Here is a 19,019-nt window from a genome sequence, read left to right as displayed (position 1 = left end):
TTCCAGGGAGGTATATATTAATGTTGAAATCAGCTGCGAAAAAAAGTTTAACAGCGATGCTGGCGGGAACCGTCATGTTGACCGGATACACCGGACTCTGGGCAGGGCCGCAAACAGCACATGCCGCAGATCAGGCCATCGAGATTCAGGCAGACAGCATTAATGAAGCCCGATTTTTGCAATTGTATGATCAGTTGAAAGATCCGGCGAACGGATATTTTTCGCCAGAGGGTCTACCGTATCATTCCATTGAGACCCTGCTCAGTGAGGCCCCGGATTATGGTCATATGACGACGTCCGAGGCATACAGTTACTGGCTGTGGTTGGAAACCATGTATGGTCACTACACGGGAGATTGGTCCCAATTGGAAGCAGCTTGGGACAGTATGGAGAAATACATTATCCCGGTCAACGAAGGTGACGGCAAGGAAGAGCAGCCTACGATGAGTTCATACAACCCAAACAGCCCTGCTACGTATGCTGCGGAAAAACCTTTCCCAGATCAATATCCATCGCAACTTAATGGTCAATATGCAGCGGGTAAAGACCCGATTGATGCCGAACTTAAGGCGACCTATGGTGACAATCAGACCTATCTCATGCACTGGCTGGTCGATGTGGATGACTGGTATGGATATGGAAACCTGTTGAATCCATCACATACGGCTACCTATGTGAATACGTTCCAACGTGGGGAGCAGGAGTCTGTGTGGGAAGCCATTCCGCATCCATCCCAGGATGATAAATCTTTTGGTAAGGCAAATGAAGGTTTCATGAGCTTGTTCACAAAGGAAAATCAGGTACCGTCAGCACAATGGCGTTACACAAACGCAACGGATGCCGATGCGCGTGCTGTACAGGTGCTGTATTGGGCAAAGGAGATGGGATACAACAATCCGGAATATCTGGATAAAGCGAAGAAGATGGGGGACTATCTGCGCTATGGTATGTATGATAAATACTTCCAGAAAATTGGAAGTGCAAAGAGCGGTACACCGACTCCGGGTACAGGCAAGGATTCCAACATGTATCTCATGGCTTGGTATACGTCTTGGGGCGGTGGCTTGGGTCAAGGTGGGGATTGGGCTTGGCGCATTGGAGCGAGCCATACCCATCAGGCTTATCAAAACCCGGTTGCAGCGTATGCTTTGTCTGATCCGGCTGGCGGCTTGATTCCGAAATCAGCAACAGCGAAGGCAGATTGGAATGCTACGCTGAAACGTCAGTTGGAATTCTACACATGGCTACAATCCCATGAAGGAGCTATCGGCGGGGGAGCAACGAACAGTCTGGATGGTTCATACAAAGCCTATCCGGCAGGCGTAAGTACATTCTATGACATGGCTTATCAGGAGGCACCTGTATATCGTGATCCGGATTCCAACACCTGGTTTGGATTCCAGGCATGGCCGCTGGAGCGTGTAGCCGAGATGTACTATATTCTTGCGGAGAGCGGTGATTTGACCTCTGAGAACTTCCAGATGGCCAAAAAAGTAATCACGAAGTGGATCGACTGGAGTAAGGATTATGTATTTGTAGGTGAGCGTCCGGTGACGGATGCGCAAGGTTATTATCTGAATGCGGCTGGACAGCGCATTTTGGGTGGGACTAATGTTCAGGTAGCGACAACGCCGGCTCCCGGAGAGTTCTGGATTCCGGGTGGTCAGGAATGGCAGGGTCAACCGGACAAGTGGAACGGATTCAGTTCGTTTACGGAAAATCCGAACTTCCGTGTAACGACCAAAGATCCAGTGCAGGACACAGGAGTTCTGGGAAGTTACGTTAAAGCTCTGACCTTCTTCGCAGCGGGAACACAGGCAGAGAACGGCACACTTAGCGCGGAAGGCCAAGAAGCCAAGGATTTGGCCGAGGCTCTGCTGGATACAGCTTGGGATTACAATGATGGTGTGGGGATTGTTACGGAAGAAGAGCGTAAAGACTACTTCCGCTTCTTTGCCAAAGAGATCTATATCCCGGCGAACTGGTCTGGAACCTTTGGTCAAGGCAACACGATTCCTGGTACAGCAGGTGTACCTTCCGATCCGGCAAAAGGCGGCAATGGCGTATACATTGGATACTCCGATCTGCGTCCGGCCATCAAGCAAGATCCGGCGTGGGCTTACCTGGATAATCTGTACAAAACGTCATATAATCCGACCACGAAGCAGTGGGAAAACGGTGCACCTACCTTTACGTATCACCGGTTCTGGTCACAAGTGGATATGGCTACAGCCTACGGCGAGTATGATCGTCTCCTCGGAGATTCCGATAGTCCGGAAGTGGAAGTACCCGCTGCTCCTGCTGGCGTAACAGCAACTGGAGGAAGTGAGCAAGTGGTTCTGAATTGGAACGCAGCCGCTGGTGCAGCCTCGTATACCGTGAAACGTGCAGAGGTGAATGGTGGTCCTTATACGTCTGTAGCAACAGGGGTCACAGGATCAACATTCACGGATACAGGCTTGACCAACGGCACAACGTATTATTATGTGGTCACTGCGGTGAATGCCGTAGGGGAGTCTGCACCGTCGACACAGGCATCTGCAACACCACTCGCAGGTACCGTTGTGCCAGGCGTATTCAACCTTACTGGAACGGCTGGCGATGCCCAGGCGGTACTGACATGGACTGCATCAACTGGAGCATCAAGTTATAAGGTACAACGTTCGGTAGGCAGCGGGGCATATGCTGATCTGGCAACAGGTTTGACTGCACTGACGTATACCGATGCTACAGCGGTTAATGGTACAGCTTATAATTATAGAGTCGTAGCCATTAATACGAGTGGTCAGACGAATTCAAATGTATTGGTGTTGACTCCATTAGCACCTCCAGTCACAACGGGAACGCTTGAAGTACAATACCGTAATGGTAGTTCAGGAACTTCGGTCAATGCGATTACTCCACAATTTAATGTGAAGAATACAGGTACAACTGCGGTGGACTTGAGCAAAGTGAAGGTCCGGTATTATTTCACGAAGGATAGTGCCGCTGATCTGAGTTTCTGGTGTGATTATGCACAGATTGGCAGTGGTAAGGTGGAAGGGCATTTTGTTTCGATAGATCCGGCCAAGGGCACGGCAGATACGTATCTGGAGATTGAATTCAAAGCGGGTGCCGGCAGTTTGGCCGCAGGTGCCGAAACCGGCATCATCCAGGGACGTTTCTCGAAAAACAACTGGACGAATTTTGATCAAACCAATGATTATTCCTTTGATTCCACCCAAACGGCCTTCAGTGCCTGGACAAAAGTGACAGCTTATCAGGATGGCGCCAAGGTATGGGGAATTGAACCTTAAATGAGTTGATCGACCAATTGTAGAGTGATGTTACTCATCATACAGGTTAAGCCGGGGAGAAATCCCTGGCTTTTCTTTTTTTATGCAAAAGCAAAAATGGAATACGAAATATTCAACGGACACTGCTGATAAATCGATCCGTATTGAGGCTGGAGGCAAAAATGTGAATTCGGGGAACGGTAATCGGCAAATGAATCATAGTAATGTTTACCATATTTGCGATTTTAAACATTAAAATATAGGTCATATGGCATATGCCCTGAATGAGAAACGACCTAGCTCTTGTATCGCGGAAAAATCAAGCACATCAAATAGTTACAATAATTTAACCTTTCAAAAAGAAGGGATCAGCAGTGAATTTTTCCAGCAGATTATGGACAAACCCTGATACTTAGTACTCAAGTTCGCCTGCATCAATACAGGACTTTTGACTGATGAACGTTATGGATAGCCCGTTTACAATGGGGCAAGCCCGGGAGAACCAAGCCAGGTTAAAATTCTGTAATATCAGGGGGAACTCGACATCATGAACTGGAAGAAAACGATTATTACGGCAAGTGTCACAGCAACGATGCTGATGGGAAGTCTGACGACAGGAGCACTAACGGCACAGGTATCGGCAGCTGCTGTTAACAATTCACAAGTAAAAGTAATTTGGGGCGTAAACCTACGCACAACACCTTCTTCTTCTGCGAAGATTGTTCGCTTGGTCGCTAAAGGGGAAACGGTAACGGTGCTTCAGCAATCCGGTTCGGATTGGTATAAGATTAAGGATTCTGCTAACCGGACAGGCTACATATCTTCTTCATCCAAATACACACAAGCGATTAGTGGCGGCACAAGCGGATCGAGTTCGAATAGTGGTACATCGGTGACTGGCAATGCATCTGTAGAAAAAGTGATTGCAGCGGGAATGAAATATTTGGGAACTCCTTATGAGTTCGGAGCCAGTCGTAACAGCACAGCTACTTTTGACTGTTCCAGCTTTGTACGCCAGGCCTTCATTGATGCACTTGGCATCAAGCTTCCAGCGGATTCCCGCAAACAGGGAGCCTATGTAAAAGCCAAGGGTACAGTTCAGACGAACTGGAAAAACCTGAAACGCGGAGATCTGATGTATTTCATGTCGTATAAAGGTAGCTCTGCATCATCGTATTCGGGCGTGAATAAATCTACTGCAACGATTACTCATACAGGGATTTACCTTGGCGACGGCAAGGTATTACACACCTATTCCAACGCTGGCGGTGGTGTAACAACTAGTGATATCTCCGGCAAACACTGGGAGTATCGCTTCCTGTTTGGTGGCAGTGCGCTGTAGGTTAGAACAAGAACCTTACTAGATATTCCGCACATGTTCATATGCATATAAAACACCTTCCATTCTGCCTTTGACAGGCGAGTGGGAGGTGTTTTTGTGTATTTATTATTTTGAAGAACTCAATCGTGATAGTACAGTCGGAACAGGATATCCTGATTGTAGTTGCCGAATCCCTCACCATATAAGGTAAGCCCGCCTACATGCTGAGCATCTTCTTCCACCGAAAGACGAAGGGTCCACTGGTTGCGTTCAACCGGGATATCTGCGAGTGTAATGTCGGATAGATGTTGTCCATCAATAAACGTACCCTCATTGGTAATTCGCAGTACCTTGAGCATGCCGTACTGATTGACACTGTCACTCCACCATTCCGGGGTGAACATACCACGTCCGTTGCCTGAATCTCCGGGGCTTGTCCATTCCCCTAATCGGATGCCATTAAGCATAAATGTAATATCCGAGGGCCAATTCGGATTAACCGAAGGTGCTTCTGACCCGATCTCGAGGGCCAATTCAATGGCATTGATCTGCTGTCCGGATAAGATATAGTTTGGAATTTTGTACTCCACAAACCCACGGCCAAACCATAAAATATGGGCATGCATCCGCTCAGGGTCGAGAAAATAACGAGGGTCATCATACTGTCCGATAACATGATTGGACGTAGCCAGACCACATGTCGGATAGACGTCAAAGTGGGTGTAGTGTCCCACAGGGACGGAAACCTCGTGCAGCTTGCGGGCTGTACCACTTTCCTGCGGCATGGAGATGCCAATCCAGTCTACAGCAAGGCTGTTCATTTTATGTGTGCCGCCGTCTTTGCGTATCATTTTGGACTGAATAATGCCCACATCTTGAAGTTTGCGGACATGCATGGTCACGATGGCACTACTCAGACCCAGTGAAGCAGCAAGATCCTTCACATTCATCGGAGTCTCTGCAACAAGGCGGATGATCTGTAGACGGACTTCACTGGCAAGTGCTTCATATAGGGGGAGCCATTCGGCATCGGTATTTGCTCTGATCACAGTTGTTCCTCCATTTTATCTGTATAGAATTAAGTTAAACATAAATTCAGTAAAAAGAATAACATTTTGCAAAATTCAGGTTGAAATTAAGGCTATAATCGATTTTAATATAAATATGAACGTTGATCCATAGAATATCAATTAATTTTTATATTAATCTTAAGGAGTTGAAATTCATTATGGAAAAAGCAAAAATGACGGTAGATAAAGATTTTACTATTGGTGTAGTGGATAAGCGCTTGTACGGATCATTTATTGAGCATCTGGGACGTGCCGTCTATGGCGGGATTTACGAGCCGGGGCATCCATCAGCGAACGAACAGGGTTTCCGCACGGATGTGCTGGAGATGGTCAAGGAGTTAAATGTACCGATTGTACGTTATCCTGGAGGTAATTTTGTATCCGGTTACAATTGGGAAGATTCGGTTGGACCTGTGTCAGAACGCAAACGCAGACTGGAACTGGCCTGGAGAACGATTGAGACCAATGAATTTGGCTTCAATGAATTCGTGGACTGGGCGAAACAGGCTAATTCTGAAGTCATGATGGCCGTTAATCTGGGAACACGGGGCGCCGATGCAGCACGAAATATTGTAGAGTACAGCAACCATCCGGAAGGTTCGTATTATAGTGATCTTCGCATCAAGCATGGATACAAGCAGCCACATGCGATCAAAACATGGTGTCTGGGCAACGAGATGGATGGCCCTTGGCAAATCGGTCACAAAACGGCAGAAGAGTATGGACGTGCAGCCGTTGAAGCGGCAAAAGTCATGAAGTGGACGGACCCGTCGATTGAACTGGTAGCCTGTGGAAGTTCAAACCTGAATATGCCATCATTCCCGGAATGGGAAGCAACGGTGCTGGATCATACGTATGATCACGTGGAGTATCTGTCCTTGCATCAATACTACGGCAATCAAGAGCAAGATACGCCAACGTTCCTGGCACGCTCGCTTGAAATGGATCGTTTTATCGATACCGTGAAGGCAACTTGTGATTATATCAAAGCGAAGAAACGCAGCAAAAAGACGATGTATCTGTCCTTTGATGAGTGGAATGTATGGTATCACTCCAATGAAAATGATTCGAAGATGGACCCATGGCAGATTGCTCCGCCACAGCTTGAGGATATCTACAATCATGAGGATGCACTGCTTGTTGGATGTATGTTGATCAGTATGCTCAAACATGCGGATCGGGTTAAAATGGCATGTCTGGCACAACTCGTTAACGTAATTGCGCCGATCATGACAGATACGGGTGGTGGTTCATGGAGACAGACAATCTTCTATCCATTCATGCATACGTCCCTCTTCGGGCGTGGAACAGCATTGGTGCCATTGATCCAGTCTCCAAAATACGATACAAAACAAATCACAGATGTTCCTTATTTGGAAGCTATTGCGGTTCATAACGAAGAGCAGGGTGAAGTGACTGTATTCGCAGTCAACCGTCATCTGGAAGAATCCCTTCCGCTCGAAGTGGATCTGCGCAGCTTCGGGAAGTGTACCGTGATCGAGCATATCGTGCTGGAGAGTGATGATCTCAAAGCATCTAATACGGCAGCACAACCGAATCGTGTTGTTCCTCATAATCGCGGGGGTGCAGTTGTATCTGATACCCTGATTACGGCGAGCTTGGCGAAAGCATCATGGAACGTAATCCGTTTGAAAGTTCAGTAGGGGATTAGCATAAAGGGATGGGACACGTGAGAGAGCAATGGCAGGCATGATGCCCGAGAAGGAATTCAGCGGCTCAGAGGATCAGCGTGTTCCTTGAAGCCAAAAAAAGCTGGGTGCGAGTTAATCGCATCCAGCTTTTTTCGTTATATTTTATAGGAAAAGGTAAGGAGTGGGGGACATGAGTGATGATGTGGCAGACAAGGTAGCATATAAGTTAGGTAATGGGTGTGTTGAAAATGAAGTGCACAGTCCTGTCATACGCGCTAACGAACCTAGGACACCTTATTGTGCCGATTATCGATATATTAGAAATTTAACGAATCGGAGACACGTTATCCTGGCAAAAAGATGGATAAATCTCGGGAAAAGCAAGCCCAGAGCGGAAATAACGTGTCTAGGATTCGTTAGAATATTAGAGTATCCAAAAACAGACTAATAGCGTGTGCTGAGTTCGTTACAATCCACCCACCTGTGTGAAAAGGTTATTTCTCAGCTTTGATTCAGCGTAGCTTCCGCTTCAAAACTCAAAACTTTCGCCGTCACGTGGAATGAGCACCTGACCATCCAACTGCTCGGATGCCAGATAAGTCGCAAGATCCGTACGAGACATCACACAATGGTTAATCGCATCCATGTGCACAGCGATGACATGAGCAGACGGCGCATGGCGCTTCACGGCGACAACGTCAGGCCCGTCCATCGTAATGGGATCACCCTCCACGAAGCGTGCACCTCCGGCATTTACAACAATGACTTCTGGGGCATATTGGCGGATGGCCTCAGCAGGTTCTTCACACCAGATCGTATCTCCAGCGATATAGGTGACAGGTTCTCCATCTGCTTCAAGTACGAAGCCGGACACCTTGCCCATACGTTCGCCGATTTCACCTGTGCCATGATGCCCGGATGTACGGGCGAATCGGACAGAGTGATGCTCATGTTTTTCATCTACAGCTGTTACATTGGTGAATCCAGCCTCCAGAAATACGTTCTCGTCCCCAGGCTGGCAGATCAAGGGAATGTCTTTGCCAAGTTGTTTCGCCGCGGCTTCATCCCAGTGATCCAGATGGGTGTGTGTCACAATCAACAGATCCGGATTCAGATAATCCGTTTCGGTTTCGGGCAAGCTCACTCTTGGATTACGTAACTCATTGGGTGTGTTCGGGAATGCAGGCATGACTTCGGCGTCCATCAACATCGGATCAACGAGAATGTTCAGCCCTCCGTATTCCAGCCACAGTGTAGCATTGCGAATCAATTGAATTTTCATTATATTTGCACTCCTTCGAGTTGTTTAATAGTATTACCCTATATGGTATACAACCCGTTTAACGGCGTACATAACATGATGAATGGAATTAGGCCACGCTAATTTCACCGTGAAAGGATTGCTGAAGTAAGATGAATGAAATGGTAGATGACACAGATATACGTATTTTGCAGATTCTGATTCAAGATGCCAAACGTTCTCACAAAGAGATCGGTGAAGAGGTTCATCTTACGGGACAGGCAGTTGGTGCAAGAGTCCGCAAGCTGCAAGATCTGGGCGTGATTGAAGGGTATACGGTAAAATGGAACCCGGAACGCCTGGGCCTCGGCCTACAGGCATTTGTCACGGTTTTCTTGAACTCCGGCGACAGACATGCCCCCTTTCGTACATTCATTGCTGATCGTAAGGACATCGTTGAAGTCCATCGCGTCAGCGGAGAAGGCTGTTATCTGATGAGAGTGCAGACTGGCACCACAGAGCAGCTTGGCCAACTGCTTGAAGCATTGCTACCTTACGGCAATTACAAAGTCAGTCTGTCCATAGGTGTTGAGAAATCACAGTGATATGTGGGGAACTTGCCCTCATCCATCCCGGTACTCAACAATCCTGCTTCTGTTGCTGCAAAGTCTCCTGAAGCAAGGTCACCGCCTGGTTCAACTCTTTTTTGCTCAGCAGATGATCTGTCTGAATATGAGAGCGTGTGCCGTCTTTTAAGTACAGGACAAACATGGGAGAAGCAGACAGGAGCCACTTGCTGCGGGCAGGTGAGGCGAGTTCAACTTTGCGAATTTGGCTCCAAGCAATCTTCCGTTTGCCTGTGCTCAACGCATCCTCATCCCAGGATAACAATACGGCAGGGGTTCTGGTTAGTCGTGAGACAAACATGAAGAATAGCGGTCCGATCAACCACATACCCAGCACGGCAGCGATGGAATAGTATATGGTCTCCAGTCTTTCCGCTTGTCCGTCCACGATGATCCATAATAAGCTCACGCACAAGAGAAGGAACAGGAAGCATAAACTTCCTTTCCACAAAGCTGTGCTGCGTCGGTAACGAATCTGCTGATGATCACGCTTGGATGTTTCAGGTTGTTGCATAGATGCTCCTCCTAATGAACAATGCTGATCGATATGCCAAACGTGCCGCCTGCATGAGCAGAGCGGCATGTTCAACGTTCTGTATTTACTATAACTCAGGTTCATTACCCTGATATAGCTGAATTTTTACCTGCATCACGCGCATGGGTGTACAAGTCGGCATACACGCCTTTGGCTGCGATTAGTTCCTGGTGCGGGCCTTCCTCCACAATCTCACCATTCTCCATCACCAGAATTCGATCAGCATGCATCACCGTGGACAGACGATGGGCAATGACAATGGTGGTGCGTCCCTGGGATACCGATTCCAGCGCCTGCTGCACAAGCTGTTCCGTGTGTGAGTCCAGATTGGCGGTTGCCTCATCCAGGATGAGCACTCGGGGTTGGAACACCACGATCCGGGCAAATGAAATCAATTGCCGCTCCCCGGCGGACAGTCCGCTTCCGCGTTCGGATAGATGCGTATCATATCCTTGTGGTAAACGTGAAATCATCGTATGTGCCCCGACAAACCGGCAGGCCTCAATCGCATGCTCTCGCGTAATATCCTCACGAAACATCCTCACATTATCAATAATGGAACCGGAGAACAGGAAGGGTTCCTGTTGAATCAGACCCACGATCCGATGAAGCTTAGCCTGCGGCAGATGCCGAATATCGGTACCATCAATCTCGATACTGCCCTTGTCTACATCATAGAAGCGATTGAGCAGGGAGATCAGTGTACTTTTGCCAGCGCCTGTTGTTCCTACGATACCTACCATTTCACCCGGATAGAGGTGCAGGTTCATCTGTTGGATCAAGGGCCGGTCTGCCCGATAACCAAAAGACACATCATTAAAATCAATCTGGCCCATCACATTTTGTGGTTCAAGCGAGGAGGCCATTCCGGGTTTGGGATCAGCAACTTCAGGCCGCGTATTCAGAATGTTCCAGATGCGATCCATCGATACGGTCGTGGACTGGAATGTATTCCATTGCATCGTAATCTGGTTAATCGGTTGAAAGAACTGGCGGATATAGCTGATAAACGCATACAATACCCCGACTTGCAGGGACTCTCCCAGTACGGCGCGACCTCCAAGCCAGACCATCATGACCAGTGCCGCATTGCCAAGGATATCAAACGTCCGGTTGAAGATGACATTGGAGCGGGCTTGAGCAATGTTGGCTTTCAGATGAAGCGCATTCTGTTCCGAGAAACGTTTCTTCTGTTCTTCTTCCTGGTGAAAAGCCTGAATCAGGAACATGCCGGACAAGTTCTCCGCCGTAAATGCGATCAAACGGGAAAGCCGGGTACGGGCATTTTGATAAGCTTTCCGCAGTCGACTACGGAATAATACCGCAACCACCGCAATGACAGGCAGAACGATCAGGGAGTATGTCGCCAGCACAGGATCAAGTTGGAACATAAAGACGATAATGAGCACCAGCATCATACCATCCCGAATCAGACTGAGCAGTACTTGAGTGAAAAAGCTGCTGATGGTCTCCGTATCACTGGATACGTTTGTAACCAGACTGCCGATATGAAAACGGTCAAAGAAGGACATCGACATCTTGGAGATATGCTTGAACAAGTCCTTTCTGATCCGGGATACAATGTTCTGTCCTACATGCTGCAACAGATTATTCTGGATATAGGTAAAAATAAAACTGATGACAGCCAGCCCAAGAAAGATGGCTGCGAGCTGAACGAGAAAGCCCACACTGGTCTGGCCCACGGCCAGATGATCATCGATGGCGATCTTCACCAGATAGGGTTGTAACAAATCTGCCGATATGCCAAGCAGTGAACAGAAGAAGATACCGGCAAAAGCCCATTTATGCGGTTTGGCGTATGCCATCATCGCTTTAAACGAAGTTCGTTTACTCTGATCGGCCTCTGCATCTGGGTGAAGTTCAGGGTTAGCATTAGACATGATGTAATCCCTCCTCCTGCAAACGGTAGGTGGCCGCATATAACCCCTTGGCAGCCATCAGCTGCGCATGTGTTCCCTGCTCAGCGACTCGCCCTTCATCCAGCACGATAATATCGTCCGCATGACGGACCGCGCTGATGCGATGAGAGATAATCAATGTGGTTTTGCCCTTGCCGATTTCGCGCAAACTACGCAGAATACCACTCTCGGTGACAGCATCAACCGCGCTCATACTGTCATCCAGAATAAGTAACTGTGCTTGTTTGATCAGTCCTCTTGCAAGGCTCGTTCGCTGACGCTGTCCACCAGACAAGGTGAGTCCACGTTCGCCAAGCAGTGTATCGAAGCGATCGGGAAAACGGACAATATTGTCATAGATCATGGCTTGCCGTGCACTATGTTCCACTGTATCCAGCGATACTTCCCGGTCGCTAAATGCGATGTTATCCCGGATGGTGGTACTAAACAGGAATCCATCCTGAGGGACATAGGCGATGCGCGACCTTAGACTTTCCAGCGACAGCTGACGAATATCGGTACCATTGATGCGAATTGTTCCTTCAGGTGGTTCATATGTACGCAGCAATAGCTTGACGAGGGTACTTTTACCTGAGCCGGTCTTGCCTACAATACCGACCGTTCGCCCGGCACGGATATTGAGTTGAATGTTTTTGAGAGCAGGAGATGAACTGCCAGGATAGGAGAAGGTTAGATTCTCCATGGTGATATCTTGTACGGTTTGGAGCGCTGTGGCTTCAGGAAGTTCACGTACATCCGCTACTTCGCTGAGCAGGTCATTCACCCGCTCCAGTGATGCGCCTGAGCGCTGAACGGTATTAATAACATTGCCGATCTGTTGAAGCGGTCCCATGATAATGCGCAGATATAAGGTTAAGGCGACAAAACTCCCGAGTGTAATAGAATTCTGCATGGTCATAATACCTCCAACAAGCAGAGAAACGACCAATGAGATGGCTCCCAGCAGTGGTAGCAAGGCTTGAAACAAGGAAGACAGACGAACCAGTCGAAGCTGCTTGCTCTTGATTGCATCGACGGTAGTTCCAAAGCGTGCACGAGCACTGTCTTCGATGGCAAACGTCTTGGTTACGCGAATGCCACCCAGTTGCTCTTCCGCCGATTCCGTCATGGTAGCAAGAGCTTCCTGCACGTCGCGAGAGCGCTTGCGAATCCGCGGACCAAAAAACACGACCAGAAATGGAATCGCCAGCAAAGGGACAACACTGATTAGAATGAGCGTCAACGGAATCCCGCTAAGCAGCATCATGACAATGCAGGACAACAGCAGGAAGGTGGCATTGGTCATGAGTGTCACACCATTGGAGATCGCTTCACGAACGGAAGTAACGTCATTCATGACATAACTGAGCAGCTTTCCGTTCCCCTGTTTGGAGAAATAATGTTCGCTAAGTTCGGAAAACTTACTGAATATACGCTCACGCGTCATGAATTCGAAGCGTCGACCGAGCTTCATAATCATGAATTGCCCGGTACCGAACAGCAGATTATACCCGATGGCAATAGCCAAAAGGGACAGGCTGTACCTTACGACCGTCTGCATCTGAAGCGTGTTCTGCATCAACTGATCCGTGAAACTGCCGAGTATGCGGGGCAAGGATGCTTGCCCGACATTGGAGGCAATAATCAGAAGAACAGCAACCAGATAAACAGGCCAGTTCGACACAACATAACCGCGAAGTAATCCTTTCTTGGACATAAGCGTTGTTCTCCTTTTGTTATAGGTGAAGTCAGTTCAGGCAGGTGAAGTCAAGAAAAGGGCCGACACCTGTTATTAGCGCGTCGTGCCCTCTTACTGTATGCGATCTAGTTCGTTGTTTATCCGTCATCCGATAGATTTCTCTATTCTTATTTTTGCGCTAATCCGATGGGATGTCAACGAAGCCAGTTAGCAAAAAGCAGGTGATCGGATTAGCGGCGTCGGAAAGGAGCTCTATGCCGTGTTCCCGTGTTGTATTCACCAGATGTCGAAATTACTGAAACATTTTTCATGGGTATGCCGTCTGTAGGAATGAAGAGGTGAAAAATAGGCTTTACTAATCATATGGAGGTGCCAGGAAATGAAACATAAAAAAGGTTTGGCTGCAACACTTGCGCTCTGCGTTTCTTTGACAGCAGGAGGTGCATCGGTATTTGCTTTCACAGATGTGAAGGATGAAGGTCAGAAGTCGATTGTGGATTCATTGAAATCAAAAGGCATTGTTAGCGGAGTAACAGCGGATCTGTTCCGTCCAGATCTCGCATTGTCCGAGCCACAGGGTGTTCAACTGATTGTAAATGCATTTGGTCTGAAAAATGCATATGCTGCGTCTTCCGCTCAAGATAAAATTAGTCCAGACACATGGTATGCTGACGCTGTTCAAGCGGCTACGCAAAACGGATTGTCCATTCCGGTAGAATTGAATCCCCAAGGCAAGATGACACGCGAGCAATTTGTTATTTTGCTGCATGAAGGCATTAACACAACCGGGAATTATCCGGTTATTATGAAGTATAATCTTGTTAAGGACGAAAATAAAATCGGTAAGGACGCCATATCTGCAGTCCAGAACTTGCTGAACATGAACATCATTGAACTGGATAAGGACGGTAACTTCCGTCCAGATCAGTCGCTTACCCGTATGGAGGCTGCAAGCATGATCTTCAATGCACTCGAATTTGTGGATAAACACGGCAATGGCGGCTCAGCAGAGCCAGCTCCAACCAATCCAGGTGAAGGCCAACAAGCGATCGTACCTGAAGTGACAACAACGAAGGTTGATGACAAAACAACCAAAGTTAAACTCACTGCTGAAATGCCACACCCTGGTTATGGATTGAAGATTGATGATGTGAAATTGGAGAAGGATGGACGCGCGATCGTGCTCTATTCCATTATTCAACCTGATCCAGACATGATGTATCCGATGGTTATCACAAATGTGACTGCAGAAACGGATATTCCAACAGGGTATACAGCAGAAGCTCAACCTTCTGGTAAGTAAATTCACTGCAACCCCTATGAACTGAACATGGTTAAAACGGATGTGTATCTTCAAAACCACTCTCCATACATGTATGGAGAGTGGTTTTTTTATTTGAGTTGAAACTGTACATAGGTTTATATGATCATTTATATTACATGTAGTGTGATTAATTATGTCATTTTTTATGAATGAAATTGGATATCTGCTTAGGTTGTAAAGCCAGTTCGTGTTAGCGGAATGGCTTTTTTTAAATGGTCTTTTCCGAAATATCTACTGTTTTCAGATTCCACACCTTGTGCAAAATCTACATATATGACTTCATATTTCCAGTGTTTATAAGCGTTTATGTATCCTGAAGGCAAAGATAAAAACAACATATATACGAAAGAGGGAGGGGAAATATAGAATAAAGGCAAGCCATTACAGGTTTGTAATGTGCGAAAGATATATGGCAGATAATATTACATTAAAGTATGATGCTTGTAGACATCAACACCGTGTCCAATGCGTATATGTGGGTTTTGACTTTAAGGTCTGTTTTCTAACCTAAGTTTGGATCAGACATCTTTCAAGTTCATGTGATGAAACTCTCAATGACAACTACAGGAGGGAAATAGGTCAAATTCTACATGTTTTACAACCCCGAAATGACAATGACAAGCTGGCAACAAAAGTGTAAACCCCTGTTGTAACAGTATATTCCGTGATTTTAGAAGTGAAGACTGAAATGGCATATTTACGGATTAGGCAATGAACCATAAACTCGGTATGTAAGCGTTACCAAAAAAGGAGGAAACAACTGATGCAACCAGATGGGAAGTCCGCCTTATCGCAAAACTTATCGGTATACACCAATCCGAGCAGTAAGAAAAATAAATTATGGAGAAGGACGATTCGGAACTGGGAGTTGTATCTGTTTATTGCGCCAGCCTTTTTATACTTTCTGATATTCCATTATGGTCCGATGTACGGCATACAAATTGCATTTAAAAACTTTATCCCAACGCTTGGTGTCACAGGAAGCCCATGGGTCGGATTCGATCATTTCATCCGTTTCTTCAATTCGTATTATTTCTGGGATTTACTATGGAATACCCTTAGCATCAGCTTGTATGAGCTGGCTATAGGTTTTCCACTGCCGATTATTCTGGCGTTAGCGTTCAATGAAGTGAAGGATTCCTTCTTCAAGCGTACTGTGCAGACCGTCACGTATGCACCACATTTCATTTCGGTCGTGGTGATGTCGGGTATGATCATTACCTTTTTATCACCCTCGTCAGGCATGATTGTCAATTTGGTACAGGCCCTTGGATTTCAGTCACCTCAATTCCTGACAGACCCTGCGTGGTTCAAGACAGTGTATGTACTTTCAGGAGTCTGGCAAAGTGCAGGCTGGGGCACCATTATATACCTTGCCGCTCTATCGGGTGTGGACCCGCAACTGCATGAAGCGGCTGTGGTGGATGGTGCGAGCCGGTTCAAACGGATTTTGCATATTAACATACCAGCGATTATTCCTACGATCACCATCTTGTTAATTCTGAATATGGGCAGTATTCTGGGCGTCGGATTCGAGAAAATCCTGCTGCTGCAAAATCCGCTGAACATGGGCTCGTCTGATGTCATCTCAACATTTGTCTATCGGTCCGGTCTGGTCGATGCGCAGTACAGTTTCTCTACGGCGGTGGGATTGTTCAACTCCGTAGTTAATGCGATTCTACTTATTACCGTGAATCAGATTGCACGCCGCACCAGTGAAAACAGCCTGTGGTAAAAGGAGGGAATACACATGTCATCCGCTGTGAAAGAAAGCAGAAGTGATAAATTGTTTTTATTGTGCAATTACATCTATCTGACGGTAGCGCTCGTCATTGTGCTGTATCCGCTGTTATACATCATCAGTGCTTCAATCAGTGATCCCAAATATGTAGCCTCCGGTGAGATGTGGCTGCTTCCAAAAGGGATTACGTTTGAAGGTTACGCCCGGGTGTTTGAGAACACCAACATCTGGATTGGGTACAAAAATACGATTATCTATACCGTTGTAGGCACCATCGTTAACCTGATTGTTACACTACCGGCAGCCTATGCGCTCAGCCGCTCGGACTTTGTGGGACGTGGATTCTTCATGGCGATGTTTATGGTAACGATGTTCTTTGGCGGAGGGCTTGTCCCAAGTTACCTGCTGGTCAAGGATCTTGGTATGGTGAACAGCATGTGGGCACTTATTCTGCCCGGGGCTGCATCCATCTGGAATATTATCGTATGCCGGACGTTCTTCCAATCAACCATTCCCAAGGAGTTACAGGAAGCGGCGCATATTGATGGGTGTACCAACACCCGGTTATTCATCAAGATTGTGCTCCCGCTTTCCATGCCAATCATTGCAGTGATGGCGCTCTTCTATGGAGTTGGACACTGGAACAGTTATTTCAGTGCCATGATCTATCTGAATGATTCCTCCAAGTACCCACTGCAGCTCTTTCTACGCCAGATTCTGGTGCTTCAGGAAATGGCGGCTCAAGGAGGTGGCGCTATCGATACGTCTTCAGCAACGGCGATGAATACCAAAGCGGAGATCGCTGCACTGGTCAAATATGCTGTCATTATTGTTGCCACCCTACCAGTCATTGCGGTGTATCCATTCCTCCAGCGTTACTTTGTACAGGGTGTTATGATCGGTTCCGTTAAGGGATGATCTTAATCCATATACCACATTAAACAAGGGGAGTTGTTGTTATGAAAAAGCTTCGCAAGGCTTCATCCATTACACTCTGTCTCACCTTATTCGCAACATTGCTTGCAGCTTGTGGTTCAACCAATGAAGACGGAAGCACGACCTCGAAAGTTGAAGGAGTCAAAAAGGAAGGTTTCCCCATTGTAGACAAAACGCTAACGTTGAAGGTCATGTCCCAGGATGCGGGCGTAGCCGACTGGAGCACCATGCCTGTGCTGCAAGAAATGGAGAAACTGTCGGGCATCAAGCTGGAATACCAGCTCTCACCGATCGATAGCTTTGAAACGAAAAAAAATCTGGTTTTCGCGAGTGGGGACTTACCGGATATGTTCTATGCTGCGGACCTCAAGCCTGCCGAACAGGTGACTTATGGCAGCCAGGGCATCCTGATCCCGTTGGAAAAATACATTGACGAAGGTTACGCCCCAAATATCAAAAAGATACTCGATGAGAACCCGGATGTCCGCAAATCATTTACAACACCTGATGGGCATATGTATGCACTCCCATTCATTGATAAAGCGGCCGTATGGTATAGAGGCCCAATGTGGTACAACGGGGAATTCTTGAAGGCACTTAACGTAGAAGAGCCCAAGACTACGGAAGAATTGTATACCTATCTCAAGCGTGTAAAAGAAGAAGATCCTAATGGCAATGGCCAGCAAGATGAAATTCCGCTTACTTCTGTGAAACTGGATGATCTTCGCATGTTTTTCTTCGGCTTCTGGGGAATGTACAACGAAGGCATCTATTCCGATAAGGACGGTAAAGTTCACTATCCTTATCAAGAAGAAGGTTACAAAGGTTATCTTACATTCATGAACCGCTTGTGGAAGGAAGACTTGCTGGATCATGAGACCTTCTCTCAAACAGGTGATCAGAAAAAAGCAAAAGGTGAAAGCAACAAACTTGCACTGTTTAACGATTACCATCCATACTTCACGCTTGGTGGTGAACCTAGCACGGATCATCCGCTGATGACACCCGTGAAGAGCGATGTGGCAGACTCTCCGGTATACGGCAAACATCCGGGCATGTCGGCTCGCGGTACCTTTGCTATTACAAGCAGCAACCCGTCACCCGAGGCGACAATGCGATGGATCGATTACTTATACAGCTATGAAGGTGCGACACTGTTCAATCAAGGTCCGGAAGGTGTGCTGTGGAAATTCAAAGACAAGGAAAATCACGTTAAAGAGTGGCTCCCTGTTCCTGGCGGCGGTGATCGCGAGGAATACCGGGGTAAAATTACGCCGAACTTTGGTATTTTGACACCGGGTATTAATGATCCGGATGTAGCTAAGGGTCTACGCACCGAATTTGATGAGTGGATTGACCAGCAGAATCAAGAGAAGTTGGTACCTATCGGAAAAGCACCATTTCCTAACGTTTATTTGACGAATGAAGAGCAAAGCGAAGCAACCGCTCTATTGTCTGATCTGGATACGTACGTTAAACAGATGGAAGCGAAGTTTGTGACCGGCCAGGAACCACTTGAGAACTGGGATAAGTACATTGCACAGATGAAGAAAATGGGCAGTGACCGTATCATCGAACTGTATCAGGGGGCATATGACCGCTGGAATTCGGGGCAATAAAGCCTATCGAGATACATCCCATGCAAAAAGACAGCAGTTAGCTTCAATAATGTTAGCTGCAT

The 19,019-nt window shown here is 47.1% G+C and carries 13 protein-coding genes; 8 read left to right on the top strand and 5 right to left on the bottom strand.

What is annotated here, in order from left to right:
- Positions 1–20: 20 nt before the first annotated feature.
- Positions 21–3,296 carry a glycoside hydrolase family 48 protein gene (locus MHI14_RS25155; RefSeq protein WP_341131483.1) on the top strand — a complete coding sequence of 1,092 codons (3,276 nt, stop codon included), beginning with the start codon at positions 21–23 and terminating at the stop codon, positions 3,294–3,296.
- 526 nt (positions 3,297–3,822) lie between these two features.
- Positions 3,823–4,617: a C40 family peptidase gene (locus tag MHI14_RS25150; RefSeq protein WP_133386655.1), complete on the top strand. Its 795-nt coding sequence runs from the start codon at positions 3,823–3,825 to the stop codon at positions 4,615–4,617.
- Positions 4,618–4,736: 119 nt separating this feature from the next.
- Here the strand turns inward: MHI14_RS25150 and MHI14_RS25145 are convergent, their stop codons facing one another.
- Entirely contained in the window at positions 4,737–5,642 is a 906-nt protein-coding gene (locus tag MHI14_RS25145) for an ArsR/SmtB family transcription factor (RefSeq protein ID WP_036611621.1), read from the bottom strand.
- 182 nt (positions 5,643–5,824) lie between these two features.
- On the opposite strand from MHI14_RS25145, the gene arfA reads away from it, so the two are divergent.
- On the top strand, positions 5,825–7,330 hold the full coding sequence (arfA, locus tag MHI14_RS25140; protein WP_341131482.1) for an arabinosylfuranosidase ArfA: 1,506 nt from the start codon (positions 5,825–5,827) through the stop codon (positions 7,328–7,330).
- 517 nt (positions 7,331–7,847) lie between these two features.
- Here the strand turns inward: arfA and MHI14_RS25135 are convergent.
- Positions 7,848–8,600, bottom strand: a complete 753-nt coding sequence (locus MHI14_RS25135) for an MBL fold metallo-hydrolase (RefSeq protein ID WP_341131481.1) — start codon at positions 8,598–8,600, stop codon at positions 7,848–7,850.
- A gap of 131 nt (positions 8,601–8,731) precedes the next feature.
- Between MHI14_RS25135 and MHI14_RS25130 the strand changes: the two genes are divergently transcribed.
- Entirely contained in the window at positions 8,732–9,163 is a 432-nt protein-coding gene (locus MHI14_RS25130) for an Lrp/AsnC family transcriptional regulator (protein ID WP_133386657.1), read from the top strand.
- Positions 9,164–9,197: 34 nt separating this feature from the next.
- On the opposite strand, the gene MHI14_RS25125 is transcribed toward MHI14_RS25130, so the two are convergent.
- The 3 genes from MHI14_RS25125 to MHI14_RS25115 all read right to left on the bottom strand — a co-directional run bounded on the left by MHI14_RS25125 (position 9,198) and on the right by MHI14_RS25115 (position 13,355).
- Entirely contained in the window at positions 9,198–9,698 is a 501-nt protein-coding gene (locus MHI14_RS25125; protein WP_341131480.1) for a hypothetical protein, read from the bottom strand.
- 104 nt (positions 9,699–9,802) lie between these two features.
- Positions 9,803–11,620: an ABC transporter ATP-binding protein gene (locus MHI14_RS25120; RefSeq protein WP_341131479.1), complete on the bottom strand. Its 1,818-nt coding sequence runs from the start codon at positions 11,618–11,620 to the stop codon at positions 9,803–9,805.
- Positions 11,613–13,355 (bottom strand): ABC transporter ATP-binding protein, encoded by a 1,743-nt coding sequence (locus MHI14_RS25115; RefSeq protein WP_341131478.1) that lies wholly within the window; start codon positions 13,353–13,355, stop codon positions 11,613–11,615. The genes MHI14_RS25120 and MHI14_RS25115 overlap by 8 nt, the downstream gene beginning before the upstream one ends.
- A gap of 361 nt (positions 13,356–13,716) precedes the next feature.
- On the opposite strand from MHI14_RS25115, the gene MHI14_RS25110 reads away from it, so the two are divergent.
- The 4 genes from MHI14_RS25110 (at position 13,717) to MHI14_RS25095 (ending at position 18,957) form a co-directional block, all read left to right on the top strand.
- On the top strand, positions 13,717–14,640 hold the full coding sequence (locus MHI14_RS25110) for an S-layer homology domain-containing protein (RefSeq protein WP_133386661.1): 924 nt from the start codon (positions 13,717–13,719) through the stop codon (positions 14,638–14,640).
- 784 nt (positions 14,641–15,424) lie between these two features.
- Positions 15,425–16,396 (top strand): ABC transporter permease, encoded by a 972-nt coding sequence (locus tag MHI14_RS25105; RefSeq protein ID WP_133386662.1) that lies wholly within the window; start codon positions 15,425–15,427, stop codon positions 16,394–16,396.
- A 15-nt stretch (positions 16,397–16,411) separates the two neighbouring features.
- Positions 16,412–17,320 (top strand): carbohydrate ABC transporter permease, encoded by a 909-nt coding sequence (locus MHI14_RS25100; RefSeq protein ID WP_036668765.1) that lies wholly within the window; start codon positions 16,412–16,414, stop codon positions 17,318–17,320.
- Between the two features lie 41 nt (positions 17,321–17,361).
- Complete coding sequence (locus tag MHI14_RS25095) at positions 17,362–18,957, top strand: extracellular solute-binding protein (RefSeq protein WP_091034022.1); 1,596 nt, start codon at positions 17,362–17,364, stop codon at positions 18,955–18,957.
- The last annotated feature ends 62 nt before the right edge of the window (positions 18,958–19,019 follow it).

It is taken from the genome of Paenibacillus sp. FSL K6-2393 (assembly GCF_038002545.1).
Taxonomy (GTDB): domain Bacteria; phylum Bacillota; class Bacilli; order Paenibacillales; family Paenibacillaceae; genus Paenibacillus.
This window is presented reverse-complemented; position numbering and strand designations above follow the sequence as displayed.